The following is a 24,705-nucleotide window of genomic DNA, read 5'->3' as shown; positions in this document are numbered from 1 at the left end:
GGGCCCCACATATGAACACCTCTGCAATGACCGCGCATCGCCACCCCCACTGGCGCAAGTCCTCGTACTCCGTGGGCGAGGGACAGTGCGTCGAGGTCACCGCCGCCGGCGGCCGCGTCCGGCTGCGTGAGAGCGACGACCCCGGCACCGCGCTGACCACCGTGCCGGCGGTGCTCGCCGCCTTCGTCCGGAGCGCGAAGGCGGGCGCGTTCGACGCCTGATCGTGTGACGACGGTGTGGTGCCGCCCCGGGGCGGCACCACACCAGCGACGTCAGAACTGGACGTCCGAGCAGGCGTAGAAGGCGTTCGAGGTGTCCGCGATGGTCCACACGGCGAGGATCATGTGTCTGCCGGTCTTACCGCTCGGGATGGTCCCCGAGTGGGAGAGCGTGGACGGCGGACGCTGACCGTTGTACGGAACGGTCAGGAAGGGCTGGGAATCCAGGCTCGCACGGGTCAGCTTCTGGCTGGGGTTCCAGCCATTCTTGGTGATGTAGTACTTGAAGTCCGTGGTCGCGTGGGAGGCCGTGAACCGCCAGTTGAAGGTGTAGCTCCGGCCGGCGGTCAGCTTGGTCGTGGGCCAGTTGCCGCCCCGCGGGTCGTCGAGCTGCGAGAACCGGCTGTTGCCGCCCGCGCAGATCGAACCGTCCGCGGGACCGCCCGAGGGGAAGCCCTTCGGACCCTCGACGCTCTGGGGCTCGTACTGGATGTCGCCGCAGCCCGTCACCGTGCCGTTGGCGCACAGCTTCTGGCGGCTGATGGGCGAGTCGGTGTAGCCGTGGCTGGAGGCGCTGCCGCCGGTCGCGAGGACGGAAATCGCCGCGAGACCGATGCCGATGACGGCGGCGCTGATCTTCTTGCGCATGCTTCGCTCCTGAAGACGTGGGGAGTGCTTCGACGAGCCGTGCACGGCGGTCTAGACCAAGTGTGAGAGTATCCAGGGGCAATGGTCATGTCCATACCAATGGCGCGAGATGGACACCGGGGCGGACGGGCCCCGACGGCACCCTGAACACCCCGCCGGGTCCGGTAGGATTCCCACGTCAGCGGGCGCCGCTAGCTCAGTTGGTTAGAGCAGCTGACTCTTAATCAGCGGGTCCGGGGTTCGAGTCCCTGGCGGCGCACCAGCACCTATATCGCTGACCTGGGCGTCCTCGGCTTCCGAGGACGCCCATTAGGATTTCTCCATGTCTCTGTCGCACGCACTGCTGGGCCTCCTCGCCATCGAGCCCGCGAGCGGCTACGAGCTGAGCAAGGAGTTCGAGCGCGACCTCGGGCGGTACGCCTGGCAGGCCGGCCACACGAGCGTGTACCCCGAGCTGATCCGGATGGCGGAGCAAGGGCTCGTCGAGGTGACGCATGAGGGCGCTCGCCGTAGCCGGACCTACGCGGTGACGGACAAGGGCCGCGAGGAGCTGCGGGAGTGGCTGCTCGCGCCTTGGGGGCAGGGCGTGGTGCGCAATGAGCAGGTCCTGCGGTTGTTCCTGCTCGAAGCGCTGGAGCCGGACGAGACCGTCACCGCGCTGCGCGGCCTTGTCGAGCACGCCGAGGGGCGCATCTCCGAACTCCGCAGGCTCCGCGCGGAACAGGACGCCGAACCACGACAGGGCCGCGACACCCTCGGACAGCTCGCCGCCGAGTACGGCCTGCGCCAGTACCAGGCGACTCACGACTGGGCGCTATGGGCCATCGAACACGTGAACAGGCGCCAAGGGTCCGACTCGGCATAGGCATCGCCTCCTCCTGACGCGCCACGGCCCAACGGACGGGGGCACCACGGAATCCGTGGTGCCCCCGTCCGTGCCCCGCCGCCGCGTCCCGGTCGGCGACGCCGTCACTCGTCCGGCAGCCAGTTGCCGTGAAAGCCGAACGGGACGCGGCGGGGAAGGTGGATCGTGGCCACGGGTGGTGCCACGACGTTCTGGGCGTCCAGGATCACCAGGTCGCTCCTGTCGGTGCTCGCGTCGTGGACGTAGCTCATCAGCCAGCCGGGGCCGCCCGGCGTGTCGTCGGCCGCGGCGAACGCGGCCTCGCCCGGAGTCCGGCCCGCGGCGAACTCATGGCGCGTCGCGGTGCCCGAGTGCAGGTCGTAGCGGACCAGATAGGAGCGCGGCAGGCCGGTGCCGACATGCGGGGTGTCGGCCACCGTGACGTGCCCGAATCGGGAGTCCTGGCCCGCGAGGCGGTCGTCCACGCGGGGGAACTCACACGGAGTGTCGTCGATCTGGACCTCGGTGACCCTGCCCGCGTCGAGGTCGAGCTCCCACCGCCACAGGGTGGCATTGGTCTCGTTGTAGACCGGGTAGCGGGCCACGTGCATCACGATCCGCCCGCTGTCGGGCCCCTCGTCGTACGCGTTCAGCGCGTGGAACACGTAGCACGGCTCGATGGGAAGCCAGCGGACGGCACCGAACGGGTCATTGCGGCGCAGCACGCCGAGCCGCGCCCCGTACGTCGGGTGCCACTTGTACGGAAGACCGTCGCCGTGGAGAGCCTCGTCCTGGTCGAAGAGGACGGGCAGGTCCATGAAGACGACGTAGGAGGTGGTCAGGTGGAAGTCGTGCATCATCGTGTGCGCCGGCACATCGATCGGCCGGCTGACCGTCAGGGCGCCCGACGCGTCCGCCCGGTGGTACGTGAGGAACGGGGGCTTGAAACCGCCGTATCCGAAGAAGTGGAGCTCGCCGGTGACCGGGCACGTCTTGGGATGCGCGGTCATCGCGGTGTTGAGACGCCCGCCGAAGTCGTAGGGGCCGACGGTGTCAAGCTCGCGGCCGGGGCGGCAGTCGAGTTCGTACGGAAGGGACCCTTCCACCAGGGCGAAGGTGCGCCTCGCGTGCCGCACCACATGGGTGTTGGCCGAGCCCGCGAGCAAGTCCTCCTCGGGACCGTCGTCGTAGGTATTCCGGACGTCCGTCAGCTTCGTGGTCCTGACCCAGCGGTTGCGGTACGAGGTCGCCCTGCCGCCCTCGAGACGGACACCGTGCACCATGCCGTCACCCAGGAACCAGTGGGCGGAGTCGGCGTCCTGGGGGTTGGGCCCGTTCCGCAGGTACCAGCCGCTGAGCTCCGGGGGAATCGCCCCGGTGACCTCCAGGTCCCGGACGGTCATCTCGTCCATCACCGGGGCGTAGTTCTGCGCGAGGTGCGGGGCGGGTGTGGTGGTCGTCATGCTCGGACTCCTTGAACCATGGCGTCGTTCATCCGCGCCTGGACACGCTTGGGGTACTGGACCGTGAAGATGGCGGGCACGATCAGCCCGGTGGCCTGGAAGAAGACCCTGAACGCCACGTTCAGGTCGGCGACCACGACCAGGCCCAGGGTGAGGATGCTGATCGAGAAGGCGGTGGCCCAGACCCTGGTGAGAATCAGATTGGTCCTGATGAAGCCGGGGTCGTTCCACATCTCGGGCGGTACGTCCCGCTTCGCGAGACCGGTGGTGAACGGACGGCCGAAGACGATCGAACCCCAGGCGGTGGCGGCCAGCCAGGCCATGGACACCGGCCCGTCGAGATGCTCGGCGGGGCTGTTCGTATCGGCGAAGGCCAGCACGGTCCACAGCGCGAAGAACAGGGTGTTGCTGTACTCCAGCACGAGGGCGTCGGCCTTGTAGCCGTCTATCAACCCCTTGACCAGGACCAAGGCGCTGACGACGAGAGCGCCCAGGGATGCCCACTGCCATCCGAAGGCGGACAGGCCCGCGAAGGCCACCCATGGCAGGAAACCCTTGATGAATTGCATTCCGCTCCTTGTTGATGGGGGGATTTCGGCCGCCGCGGGCCGTCAGCGCCAGTCGCTGAACCGGCGCGCCCGGCGCTGCTGCCTGCGACCGCGTATGAGGTCCAGCGGATCGCCCTGACGCCGGTCGGTGTACGGCGCCGTGGGGGCGGTGGGTGCCGTCGGACCGGCGGGTGCCGCCGGACCGGCGCCGCCAGGCCGCCCGGGGGCCTCGTCGTCCAGTGGCGGAGGCGCGAACCGCTGCGACACCTGTTCCGGGAACGTCCTGCCGTCCCGCTCCGGGGCGAACGCCATGCCGGAGGACATCACGCGCGGGACGAGGACAAGCGCCTGCCCGAGCCGGTTGACGCCCAGCATCAGCAGGATGGTCGCCGAGGATGCCGCCACCTTCGCGTCCACCACGTGGGCGACGGCCATCATCCCCACGCGGGTGACCACCAGCAGGGCCCACAGCCACAGGCCGACCGGCGGCATCCGCGCCCACAGCACACCGGCGCGCCGCTCCAGCCGCATCGTCGCGCCCTGAGCCGCGCCGATACCGGCGGCCAGCAGCGCTCCGGCCACCAGGCACACCACGTCGATGGAGGCCGGATGGCGGCCGTTCCGGCTCAGGTCGGCTATGCCGATCACGGTGAGAACCACGGGGAGCAGCATCAGCCGCCGCCCGGTGAGCGCCTCTCCGCGCAGTTGGCGCGCGATGAGGGCCACGACGACCGCCACGGCGGCCACAACCTCGAAGAAGCTCATGTACTTCAAAGTACATGTCACTCTCGACATGTCAAAGATGACATCAATGACCCCATAGAGTCCCTACAGCTGGGCACCTATTCCGCAGCACGAGCCGACTTGACATGTCAGCTTCGTAGTATGCAGAGTCCCACCGGGCCGCACCCGCGCCCCGCACCCGACATGAATCAGGAGCTGTTGACGGTGAGGTCTCTGCACGGAATCGACATCGAGCGGATACAAGCGTTCTCCGACGCGGTCTTCGCCATCGCCATCACGCTCCTCGCCCTGGAGATCACGGTCCCGGAGGATCTCCCCGCGGCCGAACTCGGGCACGCGCTGCGGGAGGAGGCGCTCCCGTCGGTCGCCGGATATCTGCTCAGCTTTGTCGTGGTCGGAGCGCTGTGGATCTCGCATCACCGGCTGTTCCGGATGACCAAGGTGGTGGACGGCCCGCTGCTCTACCTGGATCTGGCGCTGATGGCCCTCGTCGCCGCCCTGCCGTTTCCGACGAAGATCGTCACGGAGTACCACAGCAGCGCGATCGCGACCTCGCTGTACGCCGGCACGATCGCCCTGGCCGCGCTGCTGATCGCGGCGATGTCGACCCGCCTCCTCCGGCGCCCCGGCCTGCGCGACACCGACATTCCGCGCACTCTGTTCGCCCGGTCACTCCAGCACGCGGTGGGTATCGCGTTCGTCTTCGGAAGCTCGGTGCCGGTGGCGGTGATCGTCTCGTCCGACGCGGCGGAGTACTGGTGGCTCCTGGCCGTTCCCGTCCGGTATTGCCTCGGGCGGACACGCGCCCACTGAGTCAGGAGATAGTGACCAGCAACACATATCAACACTCCGTATACCGAGCTCCTTGCACATGAGTCGCTTTATCCCCTCATTGGGGACCCACTCCGTACTTCCTCCGTGACGGCCTGCCGCCGGAAGGCCACGCTCCGCTCTCCCGACGTGTCCAGACCTCTTGTCCAAGGCCATGACCAGTGAATATCTTCCGTGCGACCACAGCGCGGAAAGCGCTTGTTGCCGCGTTCGGGCCTTGGGGAGAGGCCCTCGCGTTCTTCGCTCTCATCAGCCTTCACGGGAGGGGTACGTCCATGTCCAGAATCCTCAGATCCACCGTCGGTGCCGCCCTCGCCTCCGCCGCGGCCGCCGTCCTCACGCTGACCGCGCCCCAGGCCTCCGCCGCCGAGCGCCCCGATGCGACCGACGTCAAGGTGTCCCCGCGGGCGTCGGCCGAGACCAAGGCGTTCGCCAAGGCCAACCCCGGGCCGACCGCCGCCGCCGCGACCGTGTGCGGCACCGGCTACGCGCTGAACAAGGTCGTTCCGCTGCCCGAGGGCACCGACCCGAACATGCGCCTGGCCACGCTGTTCAGCTACACCAACGGCGGCAAGGGCTGCGCGATCATGGACAACAACTACGGCGCCTCGCAGTACATGTACCTCAAGGTCTGCAAGGTGGACGGCACCGGCTGCGACACCGACTCGGGCAACTTCAGCGAGTACGCGGGCCCGGTCTACGTCTCCAGCCTCGCCTGCGCCCCGGTGACCGCCAAGATGGGCAAGACCTCCAGCAGCCTCTACATCAACTACAAGTCCGACTACGTCTTCGCGTGCAACTGACCCCCGTCACTCGGCACTGAAGGAGACGTCATGGCCGACGCCATGGTCATGCGGGCGCAGCAGTTCATCAACGACACATACGGCGGGAAGCTGGGCATTCCGGCGCTCGAGGTGGACGGGAAGACGAGCTGGACCGTGATGTACGCGCTCACCCGGGCGCTCCAGTACGAGCTGGGCATCACCAGTCTCTCCGACAGCTTCGGCCCCACCACGCTGAGCACGCTCCAGTCGAAGTATCCGAAGCTCACCGCCAGTACGACGCCCTCGGCCAAGTTCACGAAGATCATTCAGTCGGGGCTGTACTGCAAGGGGTACAACGGCGGCGGGATCGACGGGGCGTTCAGCTCCACGGTGGCGAACTCGCTCACCGAGCTGATGACCGACATGGGCGTGGCGGGCGTCTTCGAGGCGGGCAGCCTCTCCCCCAAGGTCTTCAAGGGGCTGCTCACCATGGACGCCTACATCGTCACCGGTGACGGCGGCGCCGACATCCGCAAGGTGCAGCAGCATCTGAACGCCAGCTACATCAAGCGGCAGGACTACTTCGTCATCCCGTGCGACGGGCACCACTCGCGGACCGTCGCCAAGTCCATGCTGCTGGCGGTGCAGTACGAACTCGGCATGGCCGACGGTGTGGCCAACGGGAACTTCGGCCCCGGCACCCAGTCCGGGCTGAAGCAGCACACCGTCGCCTCGGGCGAGACCAGCACCTGGGTGCGGCTGTTCTCCGCCGCGATGATCCTGAACCAGCGGCCCAATGTGCCGTTCAGCACCTCGTTCGGATCCGCGCTGCAATCGGCGGTGAGCAGCTTCCAGGACTTCGCCAAGCTCCCGGTCACCGGAAAGGGCGACTACTCCACCTGGGCGTCGCTGCTGGTCTCCTACGGCGACCAGGACCGCCAGGGCCAGGCGTGCGACGGCGTCACCAAGATCACCCAGGCCCGTGCCAACACCCTGAAGGCCGCCGGGTACAAGTACATCGGCCGTTATCTCACCAACCCCAGCACCACCGATCTCCCCGAGAAGGCCATCCAGATCGGCGAGCTCCAGACCCTCGCCGACAACGGGCTCCGGTGTTTCCCGATCTATCAGACCTTCGGCCGTGACGCCTCGGGCTTCAACTACACGGCGGGCAACGCGGCGGGCATCGCGGCGGCGAACGCCGCCGATGACCACGGCTTCAAGGACGGCACCCGGATCTTCTTCGCCGTGGACTTCGACGCGTACGACTACGAGGTCACCGACAATGTCCTGCCGCACTTCAAGGGCATCGTGGACGGCATGGCCATCGCCGGGAACCGGTACAAGATCGGGGTCTACGGACCGCGCAATGTGTGCATCCGGGTCTCCGAGGCGGGCCATGCCACGGCGAGTTTCGTCTCCGACATGTCCAGCGGATTCTCCGGGAACTACGGCTATCCGCTGCCGCCCAACTGGGCCTTCGACCAGATCGTCACCAAGACGATCGGCTCCGGCGACGGCTCGATCAACATCGACAACAACATCGCCTCCGGCCTGGACACCGGACAGGGGTCGTTCAATCCCCCGGTGGCGACGATGCCGGACAGCCTCTTCAACCAGGCCTATTTCCCGGGGCTGCTCGCCGACGTCCAGACGTATATGAAGTCCATCGGATTCCCCGAGGACGACGGCCGGATCTACACCACCACCCAGTGCCTGGAAACCATCATCGCCAGGGATGTCGCCGTGACCAATACGGCACGGGCCTACGGCATGCGGAAGGCACTCATCCAGACCACGGCGTTCTGGGAGTTCCGGCACTACGGCAATGAGGACCTGGTCAAGGACGCCGGGGTGTGGCTCTATCACAACGGCTATGTGCCGGACTGGGCCAAGGACCTGCCCGGGGTGGTGTCGCTGCGCGACAGCAGCACCGGTGTGGCCCAGATGTTCGGGCTGGTGGGCGTTCTCTGCTGGAACAACTCCATCAGGACCGGCCTGGTGACCGGCACCCCGAAGGACCCGGACAAGGACTCCGACGTCTTCTCGGTGTGGGACAAGCTCCGCACGGACAACGACTTCGCCCTCACCTCCGTCGGCCACGCCCATATCTGGGGAGCCGACGGCAAGCCCGGCAGCGTCGACGCGGAAACGGCGATCCGCCGGCCCTCGCTGGACTACAAGGAGTCGGAGATCTACGAGGTGCTGCGGCGCTACCAGGGCCCGAAGGAGCCCGCCTTCACCGACGCCAAAAAGCGCATGCCGCTCTACTACATCTTCGAGAAGTACAACAGGATGATGCGGTGAACAAAGCGCCTTCATCCCTTGCGGCCGATTCGCCGGACGGACTCAACTCGATCCTGCTGCTGTTCATCTGCCTGATCGGGGTCATCACCGTCTGCACCCTGATCGCCCTCCTCGGCTCCGGCCTGGCCAAGCGCACCGGCCGCCGGAAGACGCGCGCCGAATGGCTCGGCGGAATCGCCCTGCTGTCCGTCTGCGTGACCATCGCCCTGTACATCTGGGGCGCGCTCCATGTGATGTTCATGGAGAGCGACACCATGCGCGAGGCGTGCGCCAAGGCGGGCAGCCCGGAGAAGGCGGCCCAGGTCGACCGCTATTCAGCGCGCTACCTTCCGCTGCGCTTCACCTGCCAGATCGACAAGGGCGGAAGTTACGACGCCGCGGTCCCCGGATACGTCAACCCGGCCATGGGTATCGCCTTCGCCCTGGCCATCGCCACGGGCACCGTATCCGTGGTGACCCGCGACCAGAACCGGTCCACCAGCCCTACCGTCACGAGGGGACGATGAATGAGCGTGTTCAACCCATCCCACCCATCCCGTAGGCAGCTGCTCGCCCGCTCCGGTGCGCTGCTCGGCGCGGCGGCGCTGGCCTCCCTCCCCGGTTCCGCGCTGCTCGCGACGCCCGCGTACGCCGCGTCCTCGCACTCCAAGACGCCCACCGGCGAGGAGATCCGGAAGGCATACCGCCGCTTCCGGGCCAACCAGGCCCGGGTGCTGACGGGCAGACCGAGCCCCAACGGCTGGGAGATGGAGAAGGTCGCCGACGGCGGCGGAGCCATCTGGTCCCGCCCGGTGCCCGGCACCCCGCTGGAGGGCGTCACCGTCCGCATCGGCGCACCGGAGACCGTGCTGGTCCATGTGATCCGCCGCTACCACTACGAGATCGACGAGCTCCGTAAGGGCGATGTGATCGGCTGGCGCAGCCCCGGCACGGTCCGCAAGGGGCTGCCGGAGGGCAACCAGGCGTCGGGGACGGCGGTCCGGATCCGGCCCGGCCACTACCCGCCGGGCGTCAAGGGCGGCTTCTTCCCGCAGCAGGAGGTGGTGATCCGCGACATCCTCGCCGAGCTGGACGGCGTGGTCCGCTGGGGCGGGGACGACCGGAAGCCGGACGAGTCGCTCTTCTACGTGGCCGTCCATCCCGGCGATCGGCGGCTGGCCGAGGTCGTGGCCAGGCTGGACCGCTGGCGCGAGACGCCGGGCGGCGGCGCGGGCGCCCCGGTCGACGTGCTCGCACCCAAGCGCCGCAAGGCCGCGACGTCCTTGGCCCGCAGCCAGCGCGCGGCCGCCTGAGCGAAGTTCTGCCGAGAACGGGGGAGCCCCCGGCGCGTGGGGGCGCCGAGGGCTCCCTTCTGCGATCAGTCGCAGGAGGGGCAGGGCGTGCAGGCGCTGACCCTGACGTCGTCGATGACCGGCCCGTAGGCGCTGCCGTTGGTGCTGGCGAACGCCAGCGTCGTGGAGGTGCCGCGCGCCACGAAGGTCACCTCCTGGGTCACATAGCCCATGTTCCCGAAGGACTTGCCGGTGATATCGAAGGTGAAGTTCCGGAAGTTCTGCCCGTCAATCAGTAACGATCCGGTCTTCACGCTGGGACCGCCCGCCGGGTTGCCCGCCAGGGAGTACGTCACCGAGTACCGCTTCCCCGGGACCGTGGTGAAGGTCTGCTCCACCGTCCCGGCACCCCCACCATTGAGGTCCACGGACTGGCCACCCTCGGCCGCCTGCCAGAAGCCGTCCCCGATGTGGTCCACGTTTCCGGCCGTGACCTTCCACGGCCCGATGGACGCGCCCGTCCCCAGGTTCACGAACGTGTTGGCCGCCACCGTGGGCGTCTCGAAGCTGCCGTCGTCGAAGCGGCTGACGGCGGCAGCCGTCGCGGTACCGGCCCCCATACCGGCCAGCACCCCGGCGACGGCGAGCGATGCGACAAAGATGCGAATAGGCGACATGTTCCCCTCCAGTGCGACTCATTCGGCAATGCACCGAATTGATGGCGCCGCTGAATCTTCCGTACCGGAGGATCACACGCCAGGGCCCGCCCCCCGGCGCACCGTGGTGCGGACCGGGTCGAGCGCGGCTGGTGCGCCGGTCCATCGCGCCAGCCGCCCCTCGGGGAGGGGGTGTTGGGTTACGCGGTTCGGTCGGGCGCGGCGCCGTCTCGCGCCTTCGGCGCATGTGAGCAGCGGGGCAGGGGGTGGGGTACCCCTCTCGAAACTGTTTGACAAATTAGTTGCTTCAGATCAAGCGTTTTTTAGGGGGGTACCCGGAGGGGCGGTCGACCGGCGGCCCGGATCGGCCCGAGCCCCCACACCGCTGAGCCGCCACGGCGCCGACCCCCACCGGCCCGGCGGCCGGCGGCGAGGCCCCGGCCCCCATCCCCCGGACCCTTGCTCAAAGTCACCTCGCCTGGGTGATCCGCGCCCATACGGTCTTGCCCGGCCCCCTTCGCTCCCTGATGCCCCAGCGATCCGCCACCGCCTCGACCAGCATCAGCCCCCTCCCCTCCTCGTCGTCCGACGTGGGCGCCTTCGGCACGGGGCACTTCTCGTGGGTGTCGCTCACCTCGATCTCCAGGACGCCACTCCGTTCGTCGTACGCCAGCCGCACCCCGAAGTCCCGCCCCGGTACGCGCCCATGGAGCGCCGCGTTGGCCGAGAGCTCGGCCACGACCAGGATCGCCGCGTCATAGCCGCCCACCCCTGGGGCGAACCCCCACTCGGTGAGCTGGTGGACGGCCAACAGCCGGGCGAGCCGGGCGCCGCGCCGGGTGGCGGAGAATCGCTGCGCGAACGTACGTACGGTGACGGGGACTTGGCCCTGTGGTGCGGTCATGGCGGAAGCGTCCCGGCCCGGCGGCGGCCTCTGCCAGGCACGACACCCACCCAGTTTCGCTTGTACCAGTTCACCGCCTGGACCGGACCGGTCACCGCCCGTGACGATATGAGGATGACAAAAGACAGCGAACCGGAAACGTCGGAGAGCCTCAAGACCTTTGGCGCGGTACTGAAGGCCCTACGGGACGAGGCGGGCCTGACGCAGGAGCAGTTCGCCCCACGGGTCCGGTACTCGGCGACGTACGTCGCGAAGATGGAACAGGGCAGGCGCTTCCCGCCGAAGGAACTGATCCCGCGCACGGAGGAGGTCCTGGGCGCCCCGGCCGCCCGCGTCCTGGGCGCGGCGTACCGCACGCTGACCCGAAAGGTCGGCCTCGCGTCGTGGTTCTTACGGTGGGCGGGGATCGAGGAGGAGGCGGTGTCCCTCCTCGCTTATGAGTGCCGGGCGATCCCCGGGCTGCTCCAGCCCGAACCGTACATCCGCGCCCTCTTTGAGCGGAGGCTGCCGCCCGTCACTGAGGAACAGGTCGAGCGAGAGGTCACGGCCCGCTTGGACCGCCAGCACCTTCTCACCGAGAGGCCGAGCACAGCGTTCAGCTTCATCATCGAACAGGCCGTACTCGAACGGCACTTGGGAGGCCCAGAGGTTACCCGGGCGTCGATCGACCATCTGCTGGAGGTCGGCCGTCAGCGCAACGTGGAGATCCAGCTCATGCCGCTGTGCCAGGAGGAGCACTCCGGTGTCGACGGCCACATGTACCTGGCCGAGACCCCGGACCATCAGTGGGTCGGCTACACCGAAGGGCAGCGTTCTAGCAGCCTGATAGTCGCACCGAAAGACGTGAGTGTCCTCCTCCAGCGCTATGGCAGGCTGCGTGCGGAAGCCCTTGACTGTGGGGCGACCGTGAGCCTGCTGAAGCAGATGCGAGGAGCGCTATGAGCATGACCGAACCGGACTGGTTCAAGAGCAGCTACAGCGGAAGCGAGGGGGACAACTGCGTCGAGGTAGCCATACGCACCAAGGCCGTCCACATCCGGGACTCCAAGAACACCGAGCGGACCCCGCTCACTGTCTCCCCCGAAGCCTGGGCCGCCTTCATCGAACACATCTGACCTGCTCGTGCCGCCGCCGCTAAGCTGTCCGGATCGGAGGTGGCGGTGGCGGCGCACATACAGGAACGTATCAAGCGGCTGATCATCGACCAGCGGCTCCCCTCGGGCGCCCCGCTGCCCACCGAGACCGAGCTGATGGAGCTCCTCGGCGTCAGCCGCAACTCCGTACGCGAGGCGCTCAAGGCGCTGCAGGCGATGGGGATCGTGGAGATCCGGCACGGCTTCGGGACGTACGTCGGACCCATGTCGATGGCGCCGATGATCGAGGGGCTGATCTTCCGTACCGTCGCCGGGCACTACCGGGGCGAGGACAGCCTGCTCGAACTCCTCGAGCTGCGCGAGGCCGTGGAGACGGGGCTGATCGCGCGGCTGGCAGGCCGCATCCCGGAGGCGGATCTCGCCGAGCTGGACGCGGTTGTACGGCGGATGGAGGCGGAGGCGGCGGAGGGCTCGGTGCGCGCCGAGACGGACCGGGCGTTTCACGCCGCGCTCTACGGGAGGCTGGACAACACGCTGCTGAGCGAGGTACTGGAGGCGTTCTGGGACGCCTTCCACCGGGTGCGGACCGACCTCGTGGACGTGCCCACGGATCCGAGGGTCACCTGCAAGCAGCACCGGGAGATCCTGGAGTCGGTGCGCTCGGGTGACGCCCTGCGGGCCGAAGGGGCGATCCGCGACCACTTCGGCAACATCCGCATCCGACTGCGTTCGGCGCACCGCGACTGAGCGGCTCACGCCTGGGCGAGCAGAGGATCGTAGGCTGTCGATCGTCGGCGGCCGGACATGAAGGCCAGGAAGTCCCCGATGAAGGCGCCGCGCGTGTAGGTACGGTCGGTGCCGACCGCATCGCGGTGGAACGCGGTCTGGAACAGCGCCCGGTATTCGTCTGCGTCGATGTGCTGGTCGCCGTCCTTGTCCGTGGCGTCGAAGAGGACCTCGGCGACCTTGATCAGTGCGGGGCCGGCCAGGGCGGGAACGGCGGTGGCGTACTCGCGGGCGCTGACGCGGCCGTCACCGTCGGTGTCCAGTGCCGTCTGGAGTTCGCGCCACCAGTCGGCGTAGGCGTTGTAGAGCCTCGTTTCCTCGGGCTCCTCCAGATCGAGGCGGGTGGACAGTTCGCGGGCCATGGCGGCGAGGTCCGGCCAGTCCAGGTACCCGTCGCCGGTCTGGTCGAGTACCTCGCGGAAGAACTCCTCCGCACTGCGTTCGGTGCCGTTGCGGGAGACGGGTTCCGGTTGCGGAGGGAGAGGCGTGATGAGCCGGATCAGGGCACCGGCCCGCCGCATTTTGTCGTGCAGGGCGGTGACCGCCCGAGCTCGCGGGTCGTCACTGTGGGGCGAGAGAGCCAGCAGGTCGGCGATGGCGTCAGCTCGGAGCCAGCCGTTCGGCAGGAACCGGGCCAGGCCGACGGCCAGATAAGCCCCCTGCATCAGCGTCTGAGCACCGGGCATCTCGGGCAGCCCGGCACGTCGGCGGAAGGGCTCCGGGAGCGAGGCAACGGTGATCGCCCCGATGAGCGGGCCGACGACGGCCCGGCCGGTGGCCCATAGCGTGGGCACCCCGCCCAGCAGGGCCGGAGCGGGCAGATGGTCGAACAGCTTGTAGAGGATGATCCGCATCGCCTCGGTGTTCTCCAGCTCCTGTGCCACCACGTGGTCGTAGTAGAGCCAGAACTCGGAGAGGGTGGGCGGCAGGTGACCGGCCTCGTCTCCCATGGCGGCCAGGTATGCCTGGAACTCGGTGTACAGCCGCTCCATGGCGTGCTGCTCAAGAGGCTGTCCGCTCAGTCGGCACATGGTCACGGTGGACTCGAAGATGGTCGCCACCACCCAGGCCCGTACAGCGGGGTCCATCGCGCTGTAGGGCCGGCCCCGCGGGTCGGCTCCATTGAGCCGTGCGTGGAGGCGGTTCAGCCGTGCCGCCTCGCGGAGCCGTACCTGTTCGTCGTCCCCGAACATGCGCTGCAAGCTGCGGAGGGTGTTGCGCAGCCGTCGCCACGGGTGGGCGACGAAAGTGGAGTTGTCGATCAGCGCGGCGCCGACCTGCGGGTGCGCGGCCTCCAGCACCGTCGCCCGGACCATGGCCAGCGCCCACCGCGGATCGTTGACGAATTCCTGGAACTGCGAGCCCGCGCCGAACAACGGCCCGCGTCCGTTCTCCGCACTCGGCCGTGACGTACCGCCGTCGAACTCGGTCGCACCGTCCTGGCCGCTGTCGGGGGTTCCGCCGTCTGCGTTGGTCACGATCGGGAATCTCCGTTCCGCTCGGGCAGCGCGCCACCGAAGCGGCGATCGCGTTGCCGGTAGATGTGCAGGCATTCGAGGAAGTGCGGCGCGCGGAAGTCGGGCCACAGCACGGTCGGGAAGACCCATTCCGCGTAGGCGACCTGCCAGAGCATGAAGTTGGAGATGCGCTGTTCCCCCGAGGTCCGGATGACCAGGTCCACGTCGGGTGTGTCGGGGAACGGCAGATGGGCGGCGAAACTCCGCTCGTCCACCGCCTCGGCCGCCACACCCGCGCGGATCAGTGACCGCGCCGCCGCGACGATGTCCCCGCGGCCGCCGTGATCGAACGCGACGGTCAAGGTCATACCTCGGTTGTCGCCGGTCAGTGTCATCAGATCGGCGAAGTCGCGTGCCAACGCCCCAGGGATCCTCGGGTCGCTCACCCCGAGGAAACGGCAGCGGATCCCCCGCGCGTGCAGCAGCGGCGCGTGCTTGCGCACCACCGCGCGCACCAGCCGCATCAAATAGTCGACCTCGGCACCCGGCCGGCTCCAGTTCTCGGTGGAGAAGGCGTACAGGCTCAGCCACTCCACGCCCGCGGCCCGAGCCGCCTCGATGACGTCGATCACGGTCGTCTCCGCCGCCCGATGACCTGACGTACGCGGCAGCGACCGCTGGGCCGCCCACCGTCCATTGCCGTCCATCACACACGCCACGTGACGCGGCACCCCAAGCGACCGGTCACCATCGGCGAACCGCGAGGCGGAAGCGGGATCGGCGAACGCATCGCCCGCGGTGTGCCCAGCTACCACGACAGCCCTCCCCTTGGCCCGCCACCACAGGTCAACACGGCGATCGCGCCTGAAGCAGAGTGCCAGCCCCGAAGCAGAGTGCCAGCCCCCGAGCCCGAATGCCGCACCGGAGCCACACATTCACCCTTGAAACTGTTGTCCGAATCAAGAGGTGCCGAGAGCGATCTCAATTCCTGGTGGTCTTCGGCGGGTCGCTCGCCTCTTCCTTCTACTTCGGCCACAGTCATCCCGCGATGACCGTTTGGGCATCATTTGCCCTGGCTGCCACAGCCGCGCCGATCATCGCCTGGCGGTGGACCGTCCGCCAGGAGAAACGGAACACGCAGCCCGCCCTTGGGGGACGATAAGAAGTGAAGTACCGACCGAGTCGCCGCACCCGCCGCTTCGGGATCGGTGCGGCGGCGATCACCGTGCTGGCCGGGATGAACGGCCCGGCCCTCTACCGTTTCAGCTCGGACAAGTACCACGCGTACAAAATCGACCAACCGGAGTACAAGGCGGAGAACGGCCACTGGGATGTGGTCGATGTCCCCGAGGCATACCGGATCAATACGATCCACGCCGCCCTGCTGCACACCGGCAAGGTGCTGCTGGTGGCCGGTTCCGGGAACAACGCCAAGAATTTCGCCGCCAAATCCTTCCGCAGCGTCCTGTGGGACCCGGAGAAGAACACCTTCACCAACATTCCCACCCCCAAGGACCTCTTCTGCTCCGGGCACAGCCAGCTCCCGGACGGAAAGCTGCTGGTGGCGGGCGGTACCCAGCGCTATGAGAAGCTCAGGGGCAATGTCGAGAAGGCGGGCGGACTGATGTTCGTCCACAACGAGAGCCCCGACCAGCCGAAGACCTTCCCCGCCGGGACCCGCTTCACGGGGAAGGAGAACGGCAAGACGTTCGAGTCCAAGGATCCGATTCTCGTTCCGCGCGCGAAGAAGAGCAAGAATCGCAAGGGGAAGGTCACCGTCACCGCGAGCACGGCGCGGGTCTATGTGGAGGCACTGCGCAAGGGGAAGAAGTACCAGACCGGCACCGAGGACAATTACCGGATCTCCGGGCTGAAGGGAAAGGACAAGCGGAACTTCTACGGGATGGCCCAGAAGCTGTCGTTCGACAAGAAGGACTTCCAGGGCATCAAGCAGGTGTACGAGTTCGACCCGAAGGCCGAGCGGTATGTCCCGGTCGATCCGATGAACGAGGCCCGCTGGTACCCGACCCTGACCCCCCTCCAGGACGGCAAGGTGCTCGCGGTCTCCGGGCTGGACGAGATCGGCCAGATGGTGCCGGGGAAGAACGAGATCTACGACCCCAAGACCAACAAGTGGAAGTACCTGCCCAAGAAGCGCTTCTTCCCGACCTACCCCGCGCTGTTCCTGACCGACAAGGGCCGGATCTTCTACACCGGCTCGAACGCCGGATACGGCCCGGACGACAAGGGCCGCACGCCCGGGATCTGGGACCTGAAGACCAATCGGTTCGATGTGATCCCGGGGATCAGCGACTCGGACGCCCTGGAGACGTCGATGTCCGTGCTGCTGCCGCCCGCGCAGGACCAGCGGTACATGGTGCAGGGCGGGGGCGGGGTCGGCGAGGACCCCAAGTCCTCGGCGAAGACCCGGATCGTCGATCTGCACGCCGACAAGCCGCGGTTCCGCGATGGCCCGGATCTGTATGCGAAGGCGCGCTATCCGAGCAGTGTGATCCTGCCCGATGACACCGTTCTGACCACGAACGGCTCTGGCGACTACCGGGGCCGCGGCGCCACCAATGTGCTCAAGGCCGAGCTCTACGACCCGAAGAGCAACACCGCGCGCGGGGTGGCCGATCCGCTGGTGGGCCGCAACTACCACTCGGGGGCGCTGCTCCTGCCGGACGGCCGGGTCATGACCTTCGGCTCGGACTCGCTCTTCGCCGACAAGGCCAACACCACACCGGGTGAGTTCCAGCAGCAGATCGACCTCTACACCCCGCCGTATCTCTTCCGCGACTCCCGTCCGAAGCTCGCCGACACCGCGCCCAGGACGGTCAAGCTCGGCGGGAAGACCACCTACCGGACCGCGCACGCGTCGGCGATCACCAAGATGCGGCTGATCCGGCCCGGCTCCTTCACCCATGTGACCAATGTCGAGCAGCGGTCGATCGCGCTCGACTTCACCCGGGCGAAGGACGGGGTGACGGTGACCCTGCCGAAGGACTCGTCCGTGGTGCCGCCGGGGTGGTACATGCTCAACGCGGTGGACGACCAGGGGACGCCGTCGAAGGCGGTGTGGGTGAAGGTGCCCGCCCCGAAGAACCCGAAGAAGAAGTGACAGCCGCTTGACCGCCGGCCATGGCCAGCTGTCCTTGGCCAGCTGTCGCTAGCTGTCCTTACGGTCGGCGTTACGGGCGAGATCGAGCGCGTACCGGGGCCACCACCGACCCGCGGTGGGACCGCCCTTGCAGGTACCGTCCGACTCGCCCGGACGCTTGATCCACAGATAGGCGTCGATGCGCTTGTCCCCGGTGTCGACGGTCGGCCGCTCGCCCAGCGCCCGGCCCTTCGGATTGCACCACGCCTGCGGGTCGTTCTTCCCCGGGGCCGGGCCATTGCCGTTACGGCTGGTGTCGATCACGAAGGGCTTGCCGCCGAGCAGCGCGGACAGCCGCTTGCCGTACGCCCGGTTCTCCCGGGTCGTCTGGTAGTTGGAGGTGTTCAGCGCGAAGCCGTCGGCCTTACGGATACCGGCCCGCTTCAGCGGCTCGACCAGCCGGCGCGGGTCCTTGATCCAGTGGGGGTTTCCGGCGTCCAGATAGACCTTGGTGCGCGGCAGCCCCTTGAGCTTGTCCACAGCGCCGGTAAGTAAGTCGTACCGTTCCTCGAGGTACCGCTTGGGCGTACAGCCGTCCACCACGTGCGGCAGCGCGTCCGGCTCCAGGATGACCGTCGCCCGGCGGTCGCCGATCCCCCGGACCGTCTTGTCCAGCCAGGTGCGATAGGCGTCGCCATCGGCCGCGCCGCCCTTGGAGTACTGCCCGCAGTCGCGGTGCGGGATGTCGTAGAAGACCAGCAGCGCGTCCCGGTTCACCTGGTCCGCGGCCGCGGTGAACCCCCGCGCCTGCCGCTCCGGATCGTCCACCCCCAGCCACTCCGCGACGGGCTGCTCCGCGATCTTCTCCATCAGCCTGGCCTCGCCGTCCTCGCCCTTCTTCCGATACGCCGCGACCTGGCGCGCCGCGCTGCCGTCCGGATTCACCCAATAGGGGATCGTGGCCTTGGGCCGCTGCTTCGGCTCCCTGGCGACCGAGGCATGGTCGCTGCCCCCCTTCGACGCCCCGAAGCACCCGGAGACCACGACACATGACAGGAGCGCCCCGGCGACGGAGACCACGCGAATACGGCTGCGGGCGCCGGTGTGGGTACGGGCAACCTGATGCGAACGGCCGGCGCGCCCGCGCCGCGCTTCGACCCGGCGCAACCCCGGTGGAAGCGCAAGGGGCAGAGCCCCCGGTAGGGGCGCGGGGAACTGCGCGACCGGCCACGACGCAGCCGCAGATGAACGACCGCACCTCACGGCACTTCCCGCGGAGCGCTTAGTGCGGCGCATTGCGGCTGCCCGCCGACACATTGCCCGGAGAGCCCGTTGTGCCGGTCAGGTAGGCCGAGACGACGACGTTCGCCGAGTACGTCCGGGTCGAGCGGTTGTACTTGCCCCCGCATGTGATCAGCCGCAGCTCCGCGCGGTCATGGGACCGCGACCCGTACACCCGTCGCGCGTCGAAGTGCTTCTCCGGCACCACCTCGACGTCCTCGACCGTGAACTCCGCCGTCGTCCCGTCCGATCGCGCGACCCGCACCCGCTCCCCCCGCTTGAGGTCGCTCAGCTCGTGGAAGACCGCCGGTTTGCTCTTCGTGTCCAGGTGGCCGACCAGCAAGGCGGCGCCCGGGGAGCCGGGCTCGGGGCCGGCGCGGTACCAGCCGACCGTGCCGGGGGCGCTGAAGGGCGGGGGCTTCACGGCGCCGTCGCGGTCCAGGCCGCTGGCGACGACGGGGGCGCGGACCCCCGCCGCCTCGATCACGACCCGTTTCGGCCGGGCGGAGGCCAGCGGCGCGTGTGCCGGGGGCAGCGGATGGGCGGACGGCCGCCCGACCGCGGCCACGTCCCCGGTCATCGGCGCCGGACCGCCCGGCCCCTCCGTCGTGTCCCGGCCCCACATCCACAGGCCCAGCAGCAGCGCCGCCCAGGCGAGTCCGATGGCCAGCCGCCCGAGGCCGGAGAAGCGATTCCCGATGCCGTCCATGTTTCCGTCGTTTCCGTCCGTCTCGGTATCCAGACCCATGGGGATCAGCTCGCGGCGCGGGAGGGATGGCGGCGGCGGTGGACCGCGAGGCCGCCGACGGCCACGGCTGTACCACCGGAGAGCACCAGGCCGTACGCCTCCGCGGCGCCGATGTCGTCGCGTGGTCGCGCCTCGTCGGGCGCGGCGCCGCCCCCGCCGGCGCGGACGGGGGCGACGGGCGAGGGCGGGCGCTCCACGGCGAGGGCGACCCGGCCCGCGCCGCCCTGCCCGTCCGCGCCTTCCCCGTCCACGCCTTCCCCGCCCGCGCCGTCCGCGCCCGCGCCGTCCGCGCTCGTTCCGTCCGCGCTCGTTCCGTCCGCGCGTACGAGGCCGCCGGCCGCGCAGTCCAGGGTGACCCGGTGCGCCCCCTTGGCCGCCGTCGAGCGGATCGTCGCCTCGCTGAAGAGCGCGTCCCCCTCGGGCGTCAGCTCCGCGTCGTCCACGAACACCGGTGACGAGGCGGTGGCCACCCGGTCCGGGCAGCCGAAGGCCCAGACCTCGACCTCGGTGCCGGGGGCGAGGGCCCGCGGACTGATCCGGATCGTGGTGGTGGCGGAGTGGCGCTGTTCGGCGAGGGCCGGAGCCGCGGCCGTCATCGCCGCGACGGCGGCGCATGCTGCGCTACAGAGAGTGAGTGCGACAATGCGCATGGTGAAACCTCCCGATACCAAGAGGCTCACGCGCCCGGCAGGGCCCCGCATCCGCTGCGGGCGCCTACTGCGCCATCCGGGGCACAGGGCTCACCGGCGGGTCATGCCAGGGGTCACCGGCGGGTCATGCCGGCGCCCACCGGCGGGTCATGCGACGCGTTCCACGAGGTCCGCGATGGAATCGACGACGGTGGACGGGCGGTACGGGTACCGGTCCACCTCTCCCGCCTTGGTCACCCCGGTGAGCACCAGGAAGGTCTCCATACCGGCCTCGAGCCCGGCTCGCACATCCGTGTCCATCCGGTCGCCGATCATCGCGCTGGACTCGGAGTGGGCGCCGATCGCGTTCAGCCCGGACCGCATCATCAGCGGGTTGGGCTTGCCGACGAAGTAGGGCTCCTGGCCGGTGGCCTTGGTGATCAGCGCCGCCACTGAGCCGGTGGCCGGCAGCGCGCCCTCGGCGGAGGGGCCGATCTCATCGGGGTTGGTGGCGATGAACCGCGCACCGTCGTTGATCAGCCGGATGGCCTTGGTGAGCGCCTCGAAGCTGTACGTACGGGTCTCACCGAGCACCACATAATCCGGCTCGACATCCGTAAGGACGTAGCCGATGTCGTGCAGCGCGGTGGTCAGCCCCGCCTCGCCGATGACATACGCGGTGCCGCCGGGGCGCTGCTCATCGAGGAACTGGGCGCTGGCCAGCGCCGACGTCCAGATGTTGGCCACCGGAACGTCCAGCCCGATACGGGACAGCCGGGCGTGGAGGTCGCGCGGAGTGTAGATGGAGTTGTTGGTGAGCACCAGGAAGGGCGTGTCGGATTCGCGCAGCCGCTTGATGAAGGCGTCGGCACCGGGCACCGGTATGCCCTCGTGCATCAGCACACCGTCCATGTCGGTGAGCCATGACTCGATCGGCTTGCGCTCTGCCACTGGTTGCTCTCCCCTCGGAATCGACCTCTGCGACGACCTCAGCCTAACCGGGGAAAGCGCTGGGGAGACCGCCCTGTGTTCCGGAGCACGGTCCGTTCGCCGTCCGTTCGCGCTCCGTCCCAGCGCGACAGATCCGCACAGGTGTCTGATCCTGGGGAAGGGGCGGAATCCGCCCCTCCGTGGAACGAGCCGGACCGTAAGGCCGGACCAGGCCGGACCGTAAGGAGGCCGCGATGGGCATGATGGACAAGCTCAAGGGCGCGATCAGCAAGAACCCGGACAAGGCTCGGAAGGGCGCCCGTAAGGGGGCCGAGACCGCGGACAAGAAGACCGGCGGCAAGTACTCGGAGCAGATCCAGTCCGGCTCGGACAAGGTCGACGACGAACTGCGCCCCCGGGGCGAGGGGCCCCGGGGCCAGTAGTTCGTCCATGCGTCGGACGACGTGAGGGCGTCCGGGCGCCGGGGCTTCAGACCCCCGAGCGCCGGGACCTCACCACGAGGACGGTCCCGCAGGTCACGAGCGCGGCGCTGATGACGCCGAGCCCCGCGAGCAGGGCGGTGTGACGGCCCGTCGCGGCGAGTTCGGGCATCCGCTCGTGCTCGCGCTCGTGGCCGCCGTCCTCCTCGTGACGGCCGTCACTGCCGGTGCCGGTACCGGTACCGGTGCTGGGCTCAGCCTGGGGCTCGCGTCCAGCGTCGGTTTCGGTGCCCAGGTCGGATTCGGCGCCGGGGTCGTCGGTCTCCGTACCCAGCCCGGTGTCGGTGCCGAGGTCGGTGCCCACGTCGGTGCCGGGATCGGTCTCCGTACCGAGGTCGGTGTCGGTGCCGGTGTCGGTGCCGGTGTCGGTGTCGGTGTCCAGGCCCTCGTCGAGATCGGTACCGGTGTCGGTGCCGGTGTCGGTGCCGGTGTCAGTACCCGCCTCGGTGTCGGTACCCGTATCGGCGTCCGTGCTTGAGTCCGAGCCCGGGTCCGGGTCCGTGTCCGCCCCGAGGTCGGTGTCCATGTCCGTATCGACATCCGCGCCCAACTCGGAATCCGTATCGGTATCGGTATCCGCTCCGGTCCCGGTGTCCTCTTCGGCGCTGGGATCGGAGTCGTCAACGTCGCTGTCGGCGCGGGGCGGCACCGCGGCCGGGCTGCTCTCCTTATGGGTCGCGCCAGGACTTCTGGTGGCGCCCGGCTTCCGGCTCGGCGCGGCCGAGGCGGTCTCCTCGGACGTTCGGCTCGGCGTGGCCGTGGGGCGCTTGGAGCGGGTGGTCGGTTCCGGAACGGCCTTCGTCTCAGTGTCCCCGTCGGTGGCGGCTCCGGCGTCGGCACCGGCATCCGTCCCTGTCCCGGTCTCCGTAAGCCCGCCGGAGCGCGTGGCCGCCCTCGTACGCGTTCCGGCGTCCGGGCCCGTGGTTCCGGTACCGGTGCCGGAACCGGTGCCCGCAGTACCGGCATCCGCATCCATGCCCGTATCCGAACCCATGCCCGTATCCGAACCCGAATCCGTACTCGTACCCGAACCCGTAGCCGTCGCCGTCCCGCCGATGCGGAAGACGTAGTCGTTCGACTGCCCCACCCAGTCGCCGTCGTCCGCGCGCCGCTGTACGGCGATCGCGTTGGCCGTCACCGGCCCCTCGGGCGCGTCCGCGGTGAAGCGCGTGCGCACGTGGACGTCGACGGTCTTGTGCGCGGGCACGGTGAAGCCCTTGAAGTGGTCGTCGAAGACCCCGATGTTCTCGTCCTCGTCCGTGGTCTGGAAGGAGACGGCCCGCCAGGTGGCACCGCCGTCCGCGGAGGGGTCCAGGAACTCGAAGCCGATATGGCGGGGCCGCAGTTGACGGGCCTCGTCGACCAGGACGGCGATGGGGTGGATGGCGCGGCAGCCGGTGTCCGTGGCGTTGCGCAGCTCGAGGTGCCAGCCGCGCCAGCCGCCGCCCAGGGCGTACTGGTCCGGCCCGCCGCTCAGATGGGCTTCGATCGGAAAGTCGGAGGCGTTCCGGTCCCCGCAGGCGGCGGGCTCGGCCTCGGCGGCGTACGCCGGGACTCCATAGAGGGCCGGGGCGAACGCGAGCGCGGCCGCCGGAAGGACAGCTCGTAGGGACAGTGCGGTGGGCAAGCGCATGAGTGACCTCTGCTGTGCTGCGGTTTTCCCCGAGCACTCCGCTACATTCCGCGTCCGCACGCCGACACACCGCACCAGGCCCGGATTGCCCCCGACTGGCGGTCAGAATCCCGCTCGATCAGCCCAGTGCGAACAGCGGTGCGAGCACCAGCCGGGCGGCGCCCTCGACGACGGCCCGCTCGCCCCGCTCCACGACGTCCACGGAGACCGGCGGGCGGCTGGCGCGGGCGGAGTCCTCGGCGATCATCGTGGCCACACCGCGAACGTACGGCTCGGGGTCGGCCAGCACCATCCGGCCGCCCAGGAGCACCCGGTCGATGTCGAGGAGCCGTACGAGGTTGGTCGCGCCGATGCCGAGCAGCCGCGCGGCGTCCGTACGGTCGCCACGCGCGGCGGCCGCGAGGCACAGCGCCTCCAGACAGCCGTTGTTGCCGCACTCGCAGGGCGGCCCGTCGAGGTGTATCACCTGGTGCCCGAACTCCCCCGCGTCGGTCCGCGCCCCCCGGTACACATCCCCGCCGAGCACCAGACCGGCACCCAGGCCGGTGCCCAGGTGGAGGTACGCGGCCGACTCGGCGGTCCCGGCGGTCACCAGCCCGAGCGCCGCGGCGTTGGTGTCCTTGTCGAGGACGACGGGGAGGGCGAGCCGCTCGGCGAGGGCGTCGCGCAGTGGGAAGCCGTCCCACTGGGGGAAGCCGGTGACGCGGTGCAGCACGCCCGAGCCGTGGTCGAGAGGTCCGGGCGCGGCGACGCCGACGCCGAGCAGCCCGCCGCCTGCCGCCAAGCCACTGCCGCCGCCCGCCTCGATGCCGCCGCCCGCCGTTCCGCCCAGCACGCCGCCCACCGTTCCGGCCACCACGCCGCCTGCCGCCGCGTCCGCGAGGAGCGCCCTGACCTCCGCCGTGGCCGCCGCGAGCGCCTCCTCGGCGGGGGCGCCGAAGTCGAAGGGGGCCGAGCGGGCCGCGACCGAGGTGCCCGCGAGGTCGACCAGGACCGCCGTCACCTCGTCGCGGTCGAGCTGGAGCCCGATCGCGTGGCGGGCGTCCGGGACCAGCCGGAGCGCGGTGGGCGGTTTGCCGCCGGTCGAGGCGCGCTGACCGGCCTCCGCCAGCAGCCCCTCCGCCCTCAGCCGGGCCGTGATCTTGCTGACGGCCTGGGGGGTGAGGCCGGTGCGCCCGGCCAGCTCCGGCCGGCTGACGCCGTCCTCGCCCGCGTCCCGCAGCAGTCGCAGGACGAGTGCCGCGTTGTGGCTGCGCAGGGCGGTCAGATTGGCTCCGGGCCCGGCCGCTCCGGACATCGTGCTGTTCACTCCTCCATTGTGGCCACCGCTTGCACTTTGGCAACACTGT

Annotated in this window: 26 protein-coding genes and 1 tRNA gene; 13 read left to right on the top strand and 14 right to left on the bottom strand. The window is 69.3% G+C overall.

All coding sequences use genetic code 11. The features are described from left to right. Positions 1-11: 11 nt before the first annotated feature. Positions 12-221 (top strand): DUF397 domain-containing protein, encoded by a 210-nt coding sequence (locus tag JK364_RS42155; protein WP_201856723.1) that lies wholly within the window; start codon positions 12-14, stop codon positions 219-221. Between the two features lie 51 nt (positions 222-272). On the opposite strand, the gene JK364_RS42150 is transcribed toward JK364_RS42155, so the two are convergent. Then, on the bottom strand, positions 273-866 hold the full coding sequence (locus JK364_RS42150) for a lytic polysaccharide monooxygenase auxiliary activity family 9 protein (RefSeq protein ID WP_201856722.1): 594 nt from the start codon (positions 864-866) through the stop codon (positions 273-275). A 185-nt stretch (positions 867-1,051) separates the two neighbouring features. On the opposite strand from JK364_RS42150, the gene JK364_RS42145 reads away from it, so the two are divergent. Both JK364_RS42145 and JK364_RS42140 read left to right on the top strand, forming a co-directional pair. Further along, positions 1,052-1,128: transfer RNA gene (locus tag JK364_RS42145), tRNA-Lys, on the top strand. 60 nt (positions 1,129-1,188) lie between these two features. Next, on the top strand, positions 1,189-1,731 hold the full coding sequence (locus JK364_RS42140) for a PadR family transcriptional regulator (RefSeq protein WP_201856721.1): 543 nt from the start codon (positions 1,189-1,191) through the stop codon (positions 1,729-1,731). A 104-nt stretch (positions 1,732-1,835) separates the two neighbouring features. Here the strand turns inward: JK364_RS42140 and JK364_RS42135 are convergent, their stop codons facing one another. From JK364_RS42135 to JK364_RS42125, 3 genes are read right to left on the bottom strand one after another with little or no spacing between them, the layout of a single operon-like run. Continuing rightward, positions 1,836-3,173, bottom strand: a complete 1,338-nt coding sequence (locus JK364_RS42135) for a carotenoid oxygenase family protein (RefSeq protein WP_201856720.1) — start codon at positions 3,171-3,173, stop codon at positions 1,836-1,838. Next, entirely contained in the window at positions 3,170-3,742 is a 573-nt protein-coding gene (locus tag JK364_RS42130; RefSeq protein ID WP_201856719.1) for a hypothetical protein, read from the bottom strand. Before JK364_RS42130 ends, JK364_RS42135 begins: the two co-directional genes overlap by 4 nt. Positions 3,743-3,784: 42 nt before the next feature. Continuing rightward, a complete protein-coding gene (locus JK364_RS42125; protein ID WP_201856718.1) occupies positions 3,785-4,486 on the bottom strand; it encodes a hypothetical protein in 702 nt (233 codons plus the stop codon). A gap of 183 nt (positions 4,487-4,669) precedes the next feature. On the opposite strand from JK364_RS42125, the gene JK364_RS42120 reads away from it, so the two are divergent. The 5 genes from JK364_RS42120 to JK364_RS42100 all read left to right on the top strand — a co-directional run bounded on the left by JK364_RS42120 (position 4,670) and on the right by JK364_RS42100 (position 9,659). After that, positions 4,670-5,278, top strand: a complete 609-nt coding sequence (locus JK364_RS42120; RefSeq protein ID WP_201856717.1) for a TMEM175 family protein — start codon at positions 4,670-4,672, stop codon at positions 5,276-5,278. Positions 5,279-5,571: 293 nt separating this feature from the next. Next, complete coding sequence (locus tag JK364_RS42115) at positions 5,572-6,099, top strand: hypothetical protein (RefSeq protein ID WP_201856716.1); 528 nt, start codon at positions 5,572-5,574, stop codon at positions 6,097-6,099. A 30-nt stretch (positions 6,100-6,129) separates the two neighbouring features. Further along, entirely contained in the window at positions 6,130-8,367 is a 2,238-nt protein-coding gene (locus JK364_RS42110) for a glycoside hydrolase domain-containing protein (protein WP_201856715.1), read from the top strand. Continuing rightward, entirely contained in the window at positions 8,364-8,873 is a 510-nt protein-coding gene (locus JK364_RS42105) for a hypothetical protein (RefSeq protein ID WP_201856714.1), read from the top strand. The genes JK364_RS42110 and JK364_RS42105 overlap by 4 nt, the downstream gene beginning before the upstream one ends. Next, positions 8,874-9,659, top strand: coding sequence for a hypothetical protein (locus JK364_RS42100; protein ID WP_201856713.1), 786 nt, complete (start codon positions 8,874-8,876; stop codon positions 9,657-9,659). It begins immediately after the preceding gene. A gap of 65 nt (positions 9,660-9,724) precedes the next feature. Here JK364_RS42100 and JK364_RS42095 read toward each other — a convergent pair whose 3' ends face one another. Both JK364_RS42095 and JK364_RS42090 read right to left on the bottom strand, forming a co-directional pair. Beyond that, a complete protein-coding gene (locus JK364_RS42095) occupies positions 9,725-10,315 on the bottom strand; it encodes a choice-of-anchor C family protein (protein ID WP_201856712.1) in 591 nt (196 codons plus the stop codon). A gap of 448 nt (positions 10,316-10,763) precedes the next feature. Continuing rightward, positions 10,764-11,198: an ATP-binding protein gene (locus tag JK364_RS42090; protein ID WP_201856711.1), complete on the bottom strand. Its 435-nt coding sequence runs from the start codon at positions 11,196-11,198 to the stop codon at positions 10,764-10,766. Between the two features lie 114 nt (positions 11,199-11,312). On the opposite strand from JK364_RS42090, the gene JK364_RS42085 reads away from it, so the two are divergent. The 3 genes from JK364_RS42085 to JK364_RS42075 are packed head-to-tail and all read left to right on the top strand — an operon-like array spanning position 11,313 to position 13,039. Further along, a complete protein-coding gene (locus JK364_RS42085; protein WP_230993303.1) occupies positions 11,313-12,140 on the top strand; it encodes a helix-turn-helix domain-containing protein in 828 nt (275 codons plus the stop codon). Continuing rightward, positions 12,137-12,313, top strand: coding sequence for a DUF397 domain-containing protein (locus tag JK364_RS42080; RefSeq protein WP_201856710.1), 177 nt, complete (start codon positions 12,137-12,139; stop codon positions 12,311-12,313). The genes JK364_RS42085 and JK364_RS42080 overlap by 4 nt, the downstream gene beginning before the upstream one ends. Positions 12,314-12,358: 45 nt before the next feature. After that, positions 12,359-13,039, top strand: coding sequence for a FadR/GntR family transcriptional regulator (locus JK364_RS42075; protein WP_201856709.1), 681 nt, complete (start codon positions 12,359-12,361; stop codon positions 13,037-13,039). Between the two features lie 5 nt (positions 13,040-13,044). On the opposite strand, the gene JK364_RS42070 is transcribed toward JK364_RS42075, so the two are convergent. After that, entirely contained in the window at positions 13,045-14,631 is a 1,587-nt protein-coding gene (locus JK364_RS42070) for an oxygenase MpaB family protein (protein WP_201856708.1), read from the bottom strand. Next, positions 14,553-15,266 carry a polyprenyl diphosphate synthase gene (uppS, locus tag JK364_RS42065; RefSeq protein ID WP_307841549.1) on the bottom strand — a complete coding sequence of 238 codons (714 nt, stop codon included), beginning with the start codon at positions 15,264-15,266 and terminating at the stop codon, positions 14,553-14,555. Before uppS ends, JK364_RS42070 begins: the two co-directional genes overlap by 79 nt. A 434-nt stretch (positions 15,267-15,700) precedes the next feature. On the opposite strand from uppS, the gene glxA reads away from it, so the two are divergent. Further along, complete coding sequence (glxA, locus tag JK364_RS42060) at positions 15,701-17,656, top strand: radical copper oxidase GlxA (protein ID WP_201856707.1); 1,956 nt, start codon at positions 15,701-15,703, stop codon at positions 17,654-17,656. A 48-nt stretch (positions 17,657-17,704) separates the two neighbouring features. Here the strand turns inward: glxA and JK364_RS42055 are convergent, their stop codons facing one another. The 4 genes from JK364_RS42055 to JK364_RS42040 all read right to left on the bottom strand — a co-directional run bounded on the left by JK364_RS42055 (position 17,705) and on the right by JK364_RS42040 (position 21,244). Then, positions 17,705-18,721: a glycoside hydrolase family 6 protein gene (locus JK364_RS42055; RefSeq protein WP_372462066.1), complete on the bottom strand. Its 1,017-nt coding sequence runs from the start codon at positions 18,719-18,721 to the stop codon at positions 17,705-17,707. Between the two features lie 196 nt (positions 18,722-18,917). Next, positions 18,918-19,625, bottom strand: coding sequence for a class F sortase (locus JK364_RS42050; RefSeq protein WP_504942590.1), 708 nt, complete (start codon positions 19,623-19,625; stop codon positions 18,918-18,920). Between the two features lie 44 nt (positions 19,626-19,669). Continuing rightward, complete coding sequence (locus JK364_RS42045; protein WP_201856704.1) at positions 19,670-20,314, bottom strand: hypothetical protein; 645 nt, start codon at positions 20,312-20,314, stop codon at positions 19,670-19,672. A gap of 147 nt (positions 20,315-20,461) precedes the next feature. Continuing rightward, positions 20,462-21,244 carry an HAD-IIA family hydrolase gene (locus tag JK364_RS42040; RefSeq protein WP_201856703.1) on the bottom strand — a complete coding sequence of 261 codons (783 nt, stop codon included), beginning with the start codon at positions 21,242-21,244 and terminating at the stop codon, positions 20,462-20,464. A 233-nt stretch (positions 21,245-21,477) separates the two neighbouring features. Here JK364_RS42040 and JK364_RS42035 point away from each other — a divergent pair, with 233 nt between their 5' ends. Beyond that, on the top strand, positions 21,478-21,666 hold the full coding sequence (locus tag JK364_RS42035) for an antitoxin (RefSeq protein ID WP_201856702.1): 189 nt from the start codon (positions 21,478-21,480) through the stop codon (positions 21,664-21,666). Between the two features lie 46 nt (positions 21,667-21,712). On the opposite strand, the gene JK364_RS57210 is transcribed toward JK364_RS42035, so the two are convergent. Next, positions 21,713-23,356 (bottom strand): hypothetical protein, encoded by a 1,644-nt coding sequence (locus tag JK364_RS57210; RefSeq protein ID WP_201856701.1) that lies wholly within the window; start codon positions 23,354-23,356, stop codon positions 21,713-21,715. A gap of 118 nt (positions 23,357-23,474) precedes the next feature. Continuing rightward, on the bottom strand, positions 23,475-24,653 hold the full coding sequence (locus JK364_RS42025) for an ROK family protein (RefSeq protein WP_201856757.1): 1,179 nt from the start codon (positions 24,651-24,653) through the stop codon (positions 23,475-23,477). Between the last annotated feature and the right edge of the window lie 52 nt (positions 24,654-24,705).

Origin of the sequence: Streptomyces endocoffeicus (genome assembly GCF_016741935.1) — a bacterium.
GTDB classification, from domain to species: domain Bacteria; phylum Actinomycetota; class Actinomycetes; order Streptomycetales; family Streptomycetaceae; genus Streptomyces; species Streptomyces endocoffeicus.
Note: the sequence above shows the minus strand (reverse complement) of the source record. Positions and strands in the feature narration are given on the sequence as shown.